The 11,892-nt window shown below is 65.9% G+C and carries 12 protein-coding genes, 1 tRNA gene, 1 other RNA gene and 2 pseudogenes; 9 read left to right on the top strand and 7 right to left on the bottom strand.

Annotated features, from left to right (window positions below; genetic code table 11):
- From QZ281_RS17030 to QZ281_RS17005, 6 genes and pseudogenes are all read right to left on the bottom strand, one after another.
- Positions 1-1,028, bottom strand: a pseudogene (locus QZ281_RS17030) (capsular polysaccharide biosynthesis protein); the annotation flags it as partial.
- 61 nt (positions 1,029-1,089) lie between these two features.
- Positions 1,090-1,920, bottom strand: coding sequence for a CoA ester lyase (locus QZ281_RS17025; protein WP_292230451.1), 831 nt, complete (start codon positions 1,918-1,920; stop codon positions 1,090-1,092).
- Positions 1,920-2,597, bottom strand: coding sequence for an SDR family NAD(P)-dependent oxidoreductase (locus QZ281_RS17020; RefSeq protein WP_292230448.1), 678 nt, complete (start codon positions 2,595-2,597; stop codon positions 1,920-1,922). The genes QZ281_RS17025 and QZ281_RS17020 overlap by 1 nt, the downstream gene beginning before the upstream one ends.
- 35 nt (positions 2,598-2,632) lie before the next feature.
- Positions 2,633-3,130 (bottom strand): GAF domain-containing protein, encoded by a 498-nt coding sequence (locus tag QZ281_RS17015; RefSeq protein WP_292230445.1) that lies wholly within the window; start codon positions 3,128-3,130, stop codon positions 2,633-2,635.
- 315 nt (positions 3,131-3,445) lie between these two features.
- Positions 3,446-3,775 (bottom strand): hypothetical protein, encoded by a 330-nt coding sequence (locus QZ281_RS17010; protein ID WP_292230442.1) that lies wholly within the window; start codon positions 3,773-3,775, stop codon positions 3,446-3,448.
- Between the two features lie 63 nt (positions 3,776-3,838).
- A tRNA-Ile gene (locus QZ281_RS17005) sits at positions 3,839-3,914 on the bottom strand.
- A gap of 218 nt (positions 3,915-4,132) precedes the next feature.
- Here QZ281_RS17005 and QZ281_RS17000 point away from each other — a divergent pair.
- Complete coding sequence (locus QZ281_RS17000) at positions 4,133-4,882, top strand: SIMPL domain-containing protein (protein WP_292230440.1); 750 nt, start codon at positions 4,133-4,135, stop codon at positions 4,880-4,882.
- A gap of 73 nt (positions 4,883-4,955) precedes the next feature.
- Here QZ281_RS17000 and panD read toward each other — a convergent pair whose 3' ends face one another.
- Complete coding sequence (panD, locus tag QZ281_RS16995; protein WP_219353356.1) at positions 4,956-5,312, bottom strand: aspartate 1-decarboxylase; 357 nt, start codon at positions 5,310-5,312, stop codon at positions 4,956-4,958.
- 224 nt (positions 5,313-5,536) lie between these two features.
- Here panD and sppA point away from each other — a divergent pair, with 224 nt between their 5' ends.
- From sppA to QZ281_RS16955, 8 genes and pseudogenes are all read left to right on the top strand, one after another.
- A complete protein-coding gene (gene sppA / locus QZ281_RS16990) occupies positions 5,537-7,318 on the top strand; it encodes a signal peptide peptidase SppA (protein ID WP_292230435.1) in 1,782 nt (593 codons plus the stop codon).
- A 141-nt stretch (positions 7,319-7,459) separates the two neighbouring features.
- The gene (locus QZ281_RS16985; protein WP_201100662.1) at positions 7,460-7,783 is read left to right on the top strand and encodes a hypothetical protein; all 324 of its coding nucleotides are present in this window, start codon (positions 7,460-7,462) and stop codon (positions 7,781-7,783) included.
- Positions 7,784-7,795: 12 nt separating this feature from the next.
- On the top strand, positions 7,796-8,557 hold the full coding sequence (locus QZ281_RS16980) for an N-acetylmuramoyl-L-alanine amidase (RefSeq protein WP_292230431.1): 762 nt from the start codon (positions 7,796-7,798) through the stop codon (positions 8,555-8,557).
- 32 nt (positions 8,558-8,589) lie between these two features.
- Positions 8,590-8,967: RNase P RNA component class A (gene rnpB, locus QZ281_RS16975), an RNA gene on the top strand.
- A gap of 494 nt (positions 8,968-9,461) precedes the next feature.
- Entirely contained in the window at positions 9,462-9,938 is a 477-nt protein-coding gene (locus QZ281_RS16970) for a division/cell wall cluster transcriptional repressor MraZ (RefSeq protein ID WP_292230428.1), read from the top strand.
- Positions 9,935-10,900: a 16S rRNA (cytosine(1402)-N(4))-methyltransferase RsmH gene (rsmH, locus tag QZ281_RS16965; RefSeq protein WP_292230424.1), complete on the top strand. Its 966-nt coding sequence runs from the start codon at positions 9,935-9,937 to the stop codon at positions 10,898-10,900. The genes QZ281_RS16970 and rsmH overlap by 4 nt, the downstream gene beginning before the upstream one ends.
- The gene (locus QZ281_RS16960) at positions 10,897-11,295 is read left to right on the top strand and encodes a cell division protein (RefSeq protein ID WP_292230421.1); all 399 of its coding nucleotides are present in this window, start codon (positions 10,897-10,899) and stop codon (positions 11,293-11,295) included. Before rsmH ends, QZ281_RS16960 begins: the two co-directional genes overlap by 4 nt.
- Positions 11,292-11,892 (top strand): annotated as a pseudogene (locus tag QZ281_RS16955) (penicillin-binding protein 2); the annotation flags it as partial. The gene QZ281_RS16960 and the pseudogene QZ281_RS16955, both read left to right, overlap by 4 nt.

The raw sequence follows: 11,892 nt of genomic DNA, 5'->3' as shown, positions 1-11,892 counted from the left end.
CGCTTGGCGGGGGCGAAGCCGACAGCGGCCCATGACCCGGCCAGCCGGTCGGCCCGGTCACGCAAGGCGATCAGCCGGTCCAGCGCCTGTTCCGCCTCGCAGCGCTGGCCCGTCACCGGGTCGACATAGCGGGTGTAGGCGATCAGGGCGGCGGCGGCGATCTGTTCGATGCTGCGCGCGACGCCGCGACGGCCCGTATCGACTGCATCCGTCGTCAGGCCCCATCCGGAATAGAAGGGCGCGCCGAAGCACCGAACGGGCAGGCCGCGCAGCAGGGCCTCGAACCCCAGCGCCGAGGTCACGCAATAGACGGCGTCCACGGCGTCCAGCAGGTCGGCGGGCCGCACATCCGTGTCGATCAGCGTCAGGCCGTTCAGGTCGGTGACGCAGCCCTGTTTCCGGCCCGCCGCCACGGCGGGGTGGCGTTTCAGGATCAGTTGGGCGTCCGGCTCGTCACGGCGTGCGGCGGCGACCATGTCGGCGAAGCTCTGGGGCGAGGCGAGGCCATAGCTGATCGAGGCGTCGCCGAACGTCTGGTCCACGATCAGCACGCGGCGACCGGGTTTCAGCAGGCCGGGGTCCAGCGGCCCGCCCATATTGGTCTTGGACAGGCGCGAGGCCGTGATCCGGTCGATCAGGGTACGGGCGCGGGCGGTCATGGCCGCATCGCACCAGTCGCCGGCGGTCTGGATCAGTTGTTCCAGACGGCTGGGCCGGGTCGCGTCGTAATAGACGCCCAGATCATCGACGATCAGACTGAGGCTGGCCGCGCCCGCCTCGCCGATGCCGACAGACCGCAGGAAGCCGTCCTCCAGCGCCACATAGTTCAGCCCCGCCTTCTGCGCCTTGCGGCGCCCCGCAGCGGCGGTGGGTTTCATGCCCCAGCCGAGGATCGCGCCGATATCGTTCGTCGGCAGGGCCTTCAGTTCATAGTCGGGCAGGAAGGTGCTGAGGAAGGGAACCTTCAGCACGCCGGGTGCGCAGACCCATGCGGGGGTCTTGGCGGAGTTTTCAGGGGTTGCGGGCAAGGACGATCCGACGTGGTGGACGACCAGCTTTAGGCCTGTTGGCGAAAAGCGGCTAGGGGCTTCAGTCTGCTCGCGCCAGCAGGGCCTGCGCCTGTTCCAGATGCAGCCGTTCCGCCATGGCGCCGTTGACGCGAATGGCGCCCAGTCCTTCGGCTTCTGGCGCGGCGAAGGCGGCGATGACGGCGCGAGCCTGCTCGATCTCGGCCTCGGAAGGCGAGAAGGCGGTGTTGGCCGGGGCGATCTGTGACGGGTGGATCAGGCTCTTGCCGTCGAACCCGTACAGGCGGCCTTGCGCGGCCTCGGCGGCAAAGCCGTCTGCATCGTCGATGCGGTTGAACACCCCGTCGATGGCCAGAAGATTGTGGGTGCGCGCGGCGCAGACCAGTAGGGCCAGCCACGGCTTGAACGGCTCCCGATCCGGCGACGGGCCGGTCCCCAGCGCCTTGGCCAGATCATTGACCCCCAGCATCAACCCATCCAGGGCGCCACCCGCCCCGGCGATGTCGGTCAGGGACAGCAGGGCGCGCGGCGTTTCGATCATGGCCCACAGGGCGGCGCCCTTGGCGATCTGGGCGGTGATGGCGTGGACGGTCTCGGGCGTTTCGACCTTGGGCGCGACGATCAGGGAGGCGCCCGCCGCCTTCAGCGCCGCCAGATCATCCAGCCCCCAGGGCGTGTCCAGACCATTGATCCGCACGCCCAGACGGGGGCCGAAGCCGCCTGACTGAACGGCGGCGACAGCGGCGGCGCGGGCCTCGGCCTTGGCCTCGGGCGCGACGGCGTCTTCAAGATCCAGAATGGCGACGTCGCAGTTCAGGGTGCGGGCCTTTTCGATCGCGCGGGCGTTGGAGGCGGGCAGGTACAGGACGCTGCGGACGCGGTCGGCGCGCATCAGACCCGCCCCGTCACAGGCACCAAGGCGCCGGTCATGGCCCGGCTCTCGGGCGAGGCCAGGAACAGGATCACCGCCGCCAGATCGGCAGGCGCGACCCATGCGGCGGGATCGGCGCTCGGCATGTCCTTGCGATTGGCGGGCGTGTCGATGATCGAAGGCAGGACGGCGTTGACGGTGACGCGGGTGGACTTCAGCTCTTCGGCCAGCGCCTGCGTCAGGGCGTGAACCCCGGCCTTGGCCGCGCCATAGGCCCCCATGCCCGCGCCGGGCTTCAGCGCCGCCGCCGATCCGATGTTGACGATCCGGCCTTCGTCCGACGCCTTCAGATAGGGCAGGGCGGCGCGGCTGGCGTTCAGGGCGGTGGAGACGTTCAGCGCATGCATCCGGTCCCAGGCCGACGCGGTGTCATCGACGGTCTGCCAGACGAAGCCGCCTGCGATGTTCAACAGTACGTCCAGCCGTCCGAAGCGGCTGATCACGCCCGTGATGGCGCCCTCGGCCTGTTTCGGATCGGTCAGGTCCACCCCGCCTAAAGCCAGCACGCCCTGCGGAACGGGATTGCCCATGGCGTGGTCGATGACGGCGATCTTCAGCCCGGTGTTGCGCGCCGCCGACAAAACGGCATGGCCCAGGGCGCCGTGGCCGCCCGTGATCGCGATCACCCGTTCCGACATTTCGTTCTCCATCATCGGACGACCATAGAGGCGGATCAGCCGGCGGCGAAGACCCGTGACATGAGACGTTCCAGCGCGGCCTGGTCCTGGGCGTCGAAGGCGGCCTTTGACGTGGCGTCCACGTCGAACACGGCGATCAGGGCGCCGGATGCATTCAGCACCGGCACGACGATCTCGCTCTCGGAGCGGCTGTCGCAGGCGATATGGCCGGGGAAGGCGTGGACGTCCTCAACGATCTGGGTCGTTTGCGTCGCCGCCGCTGTGCCGCACACGCCACGCCCAAAGGCGATCCGCAGGCAACCCAGCGTGCCCTGATAGGGGCCGACCACCAGTTCATCCGCCTTGTCGGGGTCGACCACGTAGAAGCCGGTCCAGAAGAAGTGCTCAAACGCGTCCGCCAGCATGGACGACACCGTGGCCATCCGCGCCGTCACATTCGGCTCGCCATCCAGCACAGCCAGAATCTCGGCCTCGACCTCGGCATAGCGGGCGGCCTTGTCGGCGGGGCGGTCGTCGCGGGCGACATAGGCCATCAGAAATCTCCTTCAACGCGCGGCGATATAGGGTGCTGGCGCGCCTGATGCGAGGGCTGAGGCCGGGACCCGACGCCCTTTGTCAGTCGCGCGGATGTGAAGCCACCCAAACCGCCGCCAGGCGTTGATCTTCGGGAGGACAGGCAGATGAAACCTGACCGCAGACATCAAGCCGATACATCCGAAAAGGTCGATCTGGTGCAACTGGCCGCCGAACTGGCGAACCGGGGCTTTTATGTGATCGGCGAACTGCACGCATCGCCACCCGCGGACAGGCCCGGACCTGTCGCCAGAATGCCGCGCTTGTCCTGAACGTTATCCGCCGTTCTTGAACAGCAAGACCAAAGCGACGACCGCCAGAGCCGCTGCCGCCAGCAGCAGAACCGCGACCATCCCGGCCTTCAACTGTTGACGAAGCGCCCGCTCATTGGCGGTCACATCCAGATAAAACAGGCCGTCCCCAGCAGGCACGATCACCTTCTGCTTGATCAGGGCGTTGACCATGTGCCGCGAAGGCTTTGGCGGCAGCGGGACAGCAGTTTCGGCGCTGAAGGCCCCTGCCTTTTCGAAATGCTGCAACGTTTTTTTGCGGATCAGGGCGGCGGTTATCGCGGCGTTGCTTCCAGCAGTGACTGCGACGTTCATTCTGTTCCAATCCCAGGAAACCGAGCGCCGCGCCCTTCCTGCCGGGAAGCGGATCGTAAAAAGTGGTAGGCCCGGAGGGACTCGAACCCCCAACCAGACCGTTATGAGCGGTCGGCTCTAACCATTGAGCTACAGGCCCGCCGGGCGATGTGCGTCGCGGGACATCTCGCCTAGCAGGGGCAGGCGTAGCTTGCCAAGACGGTGTGTGGCCAAGGCGTATCTTTCCGCGATGTCATGAAGATGAACGAAATCTGCCAATCGGGCGTTGGCGTACATTCAGGCTGGAAAGGCGAAGGTTGTCGCCATAACGGATGACGACCTCGTCAACCGGGATCGCCCCACGGAGAGAATGATCACATGACCCGCACGTTCAAGGCCCTGGCTATGGGCGGCGCAATGGCCGCAACCGTCGCACTGGCCGCCGCCGCATCGCCGACCATGGCGCAGACCGTTCAAACCGGAGTCCAGACCGTGCAAGCCGCACCCGCCCTGAATCTGTCGGCCTATGGCGAAGTGAAGATCAAGCCGGATGTGGCGACCATCACCTTCGGCGTTCAGACCGAGGCCACGACGGCCGCCGCCGCCCTGCGCGACAACGCCACGCAGATGACCCAGGTCATGGCGGCCCTGCGCCGTGCGGGCATCGCCGAGCGTGACATTCAGACCTCGGGCCTGAACGTCCAGGCCCAGTACGACTATGTGCAGAACGAACCGCCCAAGCTGCGCGGCTATCAGGCGATCAACCGCGTGACGGTGACCATCAATGACCTGAACAAGGTCGGCACGACGGCGGACGCTGTGGTCGCGGCTGGCGTCAATCAGGTCGACGGCATCAGCTTTGGCCTGAAGGATGCGTCTGCTGCCGAGAACCAGGCCCGCCAGTTGGCCGTGCGCGCCCTGCAGTCCAAGGCGCAACTGTATGCCCAGGCTCTGGGCGTGCAACTGGGCGGCATCCGCTCGCTGAACGAGGGCGGCGGTTATTCGCCTCAGCCGATGATGCCTGCGCCCATGTTCGCCCGTGCGGCCATGGCGGATTCCACGCCCGTCTCGGCTGGTGAGCTGACGGTGCGGATCGACATCAACGGCGTGTACGACATCGTCCGCTGATCGTCAGATCGCCCAAGAAGAAAGGCCCGCCGTCACCGGCGGGCCTTTTTGATTCTGGCAGGTTGCGGCCCGATCAGGCCGAGCGTTTGATGTTGTTGTCGTCGTCCAGCAGCACGACGTTGGGCGTCCACTGGCGGGCCTCGGCGTCAGGAAGCTGACCATAGGTGACCACGATCACCTTGTCGTTCTTCTGCACCAGACGGGCGGCGGCGCCATTGACGCCGATGACCTTGGATCCGCGCGGAGCCTGGATGGCGTAGGTGGTGAAACGTGCGCCATTGGTGATGTTCAGCACATCGACCTGTTCGTTCGCATAGATGCCCGCAGCATCCAGCAGGTCCATGTCGATGGCGATGGAGCCTTCATAGTCCAGATCGGCCTGGGTCACCGTCGCGCGGTGCAGCTTGGACTTCATCAGGGTGACCAGCATGGGCGCGGTCTCCGAATACACGCGGGGCGATAGGCCCCCGCTCGCAGGCGGCTGATATAAGGATTTCGAGGGCGGTCATCAATCGTCTCGTTGCGATGCAGCGAGAACGGCGCCGTGGTTGCGAAGTCTGCACGCAGATTGCCTGACGTTCATTTGACCGCAGCTTTCGTCCCACTATGTTGGACGCTCGGTCGCTTCCGACCTGCGCGAGCCTGCCTTTCTTCATGAAACAGTTCTTCCTGACGGTTCTCGGCGTCTTCACCGGGCTGATTCTCTTCCTGGTCGTCGTGCCGGTGGTTCTGTTGACGATGGCGGTGGCAAGCTCGTCCAAGCCCACAACGCCTGCGGCGGCGGTGCTGGAGCTGGATCTGCGCGCGGGCGTGTCAGACCAGCCGTCGACCAATCCGTTCGCGGCCTTCAGCGGCTCTGGCCTGTCGGCGGTCCAGGTGGTCGATGTCCTGGCTCAGGCTGAAACGGACCGCAGCGTGAAGGGCCTGCTGATCCGCTTGCCGGAAGCCGGGATGACACCCGCGACGGCGGACGAACTGCGTCAGGCGATCCACCGCTTCCGCAAGTCGGGCAAGCCGGTCATCGCGCACAGCCAGGGCTTCGCCCCCGCAGGGGCGGTCATGTCCACCTATATGGTCGGGACGTCGGCGGATGAGCTGTGGATGCAGAACACCTCGAGCTTCCAGGCGACGGGCTTCTCGGCGGACAGCATGTTCCTGGGGCGGGCCTTCGCCAAATACGGCGTGAAGGCCGATTTTGAGCAGCGTTACGAATACAAAAACGCCGTCAACGAATACACCCAGAGCGACTACACCGGTCCGCACCGTGAGGCGATGACGGCCTGGATGAACGCGATGTACGGCTCGGCGCTGGAAGCCGCAGCGCAGGACCGCAAGACCACGGCGGACGCCCTGAAGGCCACTATCGAAGGCGGCCCCTATACGGCCCAACAAGCGCTTGAGCACAAGCTGATCGACAAGATCGGTCAGGCCGAGGAGGCTGAGGCCGCGATCAAGCAGCGCGCTGGCAAGGGCGCCGAGATCATTCCCTTCAACAAATACGCCTCCGACAAGGGCGATCGCAGCGGCTCGGGCAAGAACGCCATCGCCATTGTCGGCGGCGAGGGGGCGATCGTGACCGGGCGCGGTGGTTCCGGCGGCGGCTTCGGCGGCGGTTCCTCCATCCGTTCGGATGATACGGCCAAGGCCATCTACGACGCCATCGAGGACAAGGATGTGAAGGCCATCGTCTTCCGCGTCTCCTCGCCGGGCGGTTCGCCGGATGCTTCGGAACAGATTCTGGCTGCGGTGCGGGCGGCGCGAGCGGCGGGCAAGCCGGTGGTCGTGTCCATGGGCGCCTATGCAGCGTCTGGCGGCTACTGGATCAGTTCAGAGGCCGACTGGATCGTGGCCCAGCCCACGACCCTGACTGGCTCCATTGGCGTGTTCGGCGGCAAGTTCGTGCTGGCGGATGCTCTGGGGCGGTTCGGCGTGGACATGCGGCAGTTGTCGGTCGGCGGCGAATACGCCGACGCCTTCTCTCCGACCCAGACCTTCACGCCGCAACAGCGCGCGGCCTTCTCGGCCTCGATGGACCGGATCTATGACGACTTCATCCAGCGCGTCGCAACGGGCCGCAAACTGTCGCCCGACCGGGTGCGTGAAATCGCCAAGGGCCGCGTCTGGACTGGGGCTCAGGCCCTGCCTCTGGGTCTGGTCGACCAACTGGGTGGCCTGACCGAAGCCGTGGCCAAGGCCAAGGATCTGGCCAAAATCCCGGCGAATGAATCCGTGCGCTTCAAACACTTCCCCAAGTCGAAATCGACGCTGGAGGCCATTTCGGAAATGTTCGGCGTTCAGACTGAGGGCGCCAAGGCTCTGGTCATGCTGGGCGGCGTCATGGCCGATCCGCAGGCTCAGGCTGTGATGCGTCGCATCGAAGGTGACCGGATGCGCAGCCAGGGCGCGGTGGTTCTGGCTGATCAGCCGCAGTTCTGACCGGTCGGCTTCGCCCTGATCCGGTCACGGGGACGTGCGACGACACGTGCGTCCCTGTTCTGCGGGTTTCCATTGACGGGAAACCATGTTGGACCGACATTGGCTCTTCGGCGTTCTTCGGAGCGCCTGAAAGGATTATCCATGTTCCAGCCTGAACGTTTCGCCACAGTCGGCTTCGCCGCACGCCGCCGGCCCAATGGTTTCGTGGCCTCGGTGATGTGGGTGTTCGGCCTTGTCGCAGGTGCTGCGGCTGTCGCCGTCGGCGCGATCCTGGCGATCTTCACCGCCGTGACGGTGGCGGTGATCGCTCTGTTCGCAGGCGTGCTTGTCTTCCTGGCCGGTCTGGCGCTGAAGGCGCGCCGCAACATGACCCAGCGTCGTCGCTCCAGCGACCCTGACGTGATCGAGGCCCACAAGGTCGGCGAGACCTGGGTCGCCTACGGCTGGGAGCGCGACGGCCGCTAGGGCTGTTTTCCGATGGTTCAGATCATCGCGGCGCCGTCGCCGAACTTCAACGAACGCCGCGCGCCGCCGGACATGCTGGTGCTGCACTACACAGGCATGCAGACGGGTGAGGCCGCGCTGGCGCGCCTGTGCGACGCCGAGGCTCAGGTTTCGGCCCATTATCTGGTCGAGGAAGACGGCCGCATCTTTGGGCTGGTCCCGGAAGAGCGCCGCGCATGGCACGCCGGTCGCGGCGTCTGGCAGGGGCAGGATGACTGCAACGCCGCCTCCATCGGCATCGAGATCGTCAATCCGGGACACGAGTTCGGCTATCGCGCCTTTCCCGACGCCCAGATCGAGGCGCTGATCGCCCTGATCGGCGACATCCGTGAACGCTGGACCATTTCCGACAGCCGTATCATCGGTCACTCCGACCTGGCGCCCGAGCGTAAGGACGACCCCGGCGAACTGTTCCCGTGGAAGCGTCTGGCCGAGGCGGGGCATGGGCTGTGGTTCGAGCCGGCGGCTGAACGGATCAAGGCGCTGGGCGGTCTGCTGCAAAAGGGCGACGACGGCATCGGCGTTGTCGTGCTGCGTGCTGGCCTGCATCGACTGGGGTACGGCATCAAGCCTGGCGGCGATTATGACGCTGAAACCGAAGCCGCCGTGCGCGCCTTCCAGCGCCACTGGCGCCAGAACCGCGTCGACGGCGTGGCGGACGGCGAAACCCGCGCCCGTCTGGTCGGCCTGCTGCAACTGGCCAGCGCCGAGAGTGTCACGGGCGTGCTGGATTGACCTTCGCGCCGGTTACGCGCATCTAGCGCGCGCCAGACGGCTGGGCGGTCGCGGCGGGACTTGATCCCGTCGAGGAAAGTCCGGGCTCCACGGTGAAAAGGCGGCGGATAACTTCCGCCCGGGGTGACCCGAGGGATAGCGCCACAGAAAGCAAACCTCCGGCCTCGCGAGGCCGGTAAGGGTGAAAGGGTGGGGTAAGAGCCCACCGCGTAGGCGGCAACGTCGACGGCATGGCAAGCCCCGCCTGGAGCAAGACCAAATAGGGACATCGCGCGGGTTCGCTCGCGGGGCTCACCGCCTCAGATGTCCGGGTAGGTCGCGAGAACCGATCAGCAATGGTCGGTCCAGAGGAATGATCGTCGCCGCTTTTCGGAGCGGAACAAAACCCGGCTTACAGGCCGTCTGGCATTTTTTTTCGACAGGCTGTGGCGCCGCGCGGCGGCGGATAGGCGTTCCGCGTGCGGCTGGGCGCGGCTGCGGCGTGTTGGAGCGCCCGGCGTTAAGCTTTGCCATAATTTACAAACGCACCCACAGCAGTCGATACAGCGTTCATAGAGCAATGATCTTGTTGTTCTTTCGTGCGCTCTGGCCGCGCCAGATCTTATCCCCCGGTTTGCCGATGCGAGCCCGCATCCACAGGCTTGGCCGCGTTAACCTTTTGTCGTGTCAACAAGATTAGAGTCATGCACAGGCTGTGAATACTTTGAATGTTCTTTTTATGTTCACGGTATTTGAGTGTGTTTCCCAGGCCGCAAGCCGGAGACATGGTTAAGAGTCGGCTCCAATCCCATTGAGGCCCATTTCATCCCATGCTATCCCAATTTTCATGATTGGGGCTGTGAGGCTGCGCGGCGGGCGCAAGTCAGGCATCTAGGGACGGGTCGAAAGGCTCGATTGGACAGGCGTGTTTCTCTCGACTTACGAGAAACAATTGGACGGCAAGCGTCGTCTCCTGATCCCCAACGACTTCCGCACGACCGAAAACGGCGCAGCTGGCGGCGTCTTCATCTTCCCCTCCATCGAAGCCGATTGTCTGGAAGCGGGCGGTGACCGTCTGTTCGCCGTCTATGCCGAGATGATCGAGGCCCTGCCGTTCGGCTCCGAAGAACGTTCGGCCCTGGAGTGGCAGGTCATGGGCGAGCAGGTGCGCCTGTCCTATGACGCGGGTGGCCGCATCACCCTGCCGGAAGCCCTGTGCGCCGAGGCGGGACTGGAAGACACCGTCGTCATCGTCGGCCTGAACGACCGGTTCCAGATCTGGTCGCGTGAGAAGTGGACGGCCCGTCGCGCCGAACAGCGCGCCCTGGCCAAGGCGGGCATGGCCCAGATCGGCGCCCTGAAGCTGGCGGCGCAGATGAAGCTGGCGGGAGGCGGTTCGTGACGGACGCTCCCCACGCCCCCGTCCTGTTGGCCGAGGTGATCGAGGCGCTGAAGCCCGGTCCCGGCGATGTCGTCATCGACGCCACATTCGGCGCGGGCGGCTATACGCGCGCCATTCTGGCGACCGGCGCCGAGGTCATCGGTCTGGATCGCGATCCGACGGTCCAGCCGCACGCTGATTCGGTCGCGGGTGATTTCCCGGATCGTTTCCAGCTGGTGCGCACGCCCTTCTCGGGTCTGGCTGAGGCCTTTGACGGCAGCGGCAAGGCGAAGCTGGATGGCGCCGTCTTCGATATCGGCGTCTCGTCGATGCAACTGGATCAGGCCGAGCGCGGCTTCTCCTTCATGCGCGACGGGCCGCTGGACATGCGCATGTCCGACGAGGGTGCGACCGCGGCCGACATCGTCAACACCTGGGATCACGGGCCGCTGGCCCATATCTTCAAACTGTATGGCGAAGAGCGCCAGTCGGGCCGGGTGGCCACCGCCATCCTGCGCCGTCGTGTCGAACAGCCCTTCACCCGCACGCTGGATCTGGCCGAAGTGGTCGAGAAGGCGCTGGGCGGACGTCGCGGCGCGCCGATCCATCCGGCGACGCGGGTGTTTCAGGCCCTGCGCATCGCCGTGAACGATGAACTGGGCGAACTGGAGCGCGGGCTGGAAGCCGCCGAGGCGACGCTGGCGCCCGGCGGGCGTCTGGCCGTCGTCACCTTCCATTCGCTGGAAGACCGTATCGTCAAAGCCTTCCTGACCGAGCGCACGGGCAACACTCCCGCCGGTTCGCGCCACGCCCCGATGGCGGTCGATCCGCGCAAGCCCAGCTTCACCCTGCAGTTCAAGGGCGCGCGCGAGGCGGGCGATGAAGAGCGTTCGATCAATCCGCGCGCCCGTTCGGCCAAGCTGCGCGCTGCGATCCGCACCGATGCGCCGGCCTGGGCGTCGAGCAAGGGGAGGGCGGCATGACCACCAGTCCCTTCGCCTATCGCAAGAGCGTCTTGCAGCGTCTGTTCGACTGGAAGGTGCGCGGCGTCCGCTGGATCGAGATCATTGGCGTGGTGCTGGTCGCCGTCATGATCATGTCAGTCTATGTCGCCAAGGCGGCGGCCGCGCGCGAGAGCGCCAAGATCGCTGAACTGGAACGCGACATCCGCGAAACCAACCAGCGTGTGCGCCTGCTGCGCGCCGAGGCGGCCCGGCTGGAGCAGCCAGCACGACTTGAGGCCCTGTCGCGTCAGGCCGGTCTGGGGCCGGTCGATGTGCACAAGCAGGGCGGCGAGGGGACATTGACCGCCCTGGCGCCCGAGCCCGCCAAACCCGCTGAGGCGCCCGCCAAACCGGTTGCGGAGGGCGCGCAATGAGCGTTCAGGACCACCGCGGCTATCCGCCTCAACGGCCTGCGCCGTCTCTGGATGTCCAGGGGCGGCTTGCGCCCTTCTGGCGCTGGGTGTCGGAACTGGTCTGGCGTCTGGAGCACGGGTTCGAGCGCGCCCGCGCCGACGCCCGCCCGGAAGAAGATACGCGCGTCCGTATCTTCCTGATCATGATCGTCTTCTCGGTCGTGTTCGCGGGTCTGGCGGCAGGCGCGTCCTACAAGGCCCTGTTCGCCGATACGGGCGGACGCTGGTCGGCGGGCAATCCGAATGCGCTTAGCCGTGGCGATCTGACGGATCGCAATGGCGAACTGCTGGCCACGAACGTCATCCACTACGGCCTCTACATCAATCCGAACGAGATCTGGGACCGCGACCTGGCCTATCGCCAGATCCGCCGCGCCCTGCCGCGCATTCCGTCCGAGCGCCTGCGCCGCGTGCTGGCCGGTGATCGCCGTCTGATCGTGATGAACGGCCTGACCCCGGCCGATAAGGCGGCGGTGCATAATCTGGCTCTGGGCGGCGTGTCATTCGAGGCTGAGGATCGTCGCGCCTATCCGCTGGGCACGTCAGCAGTTCATATTG

It is taken from the genome of Brevundimonas sp., from assembly GCF_018608325.1.
Classification (GTDB): domain Bacteria; phylum Pseudomonadota; class Alphaproteobacteria; order Caulobacterales; family Caulobacteraceae; genus Brevundimonas.
The sequence above is the reverse complement of the archived record's forward strand: the minus strand, read 5'-3'. Positions and strand labels throughout refer to the sequence as shown.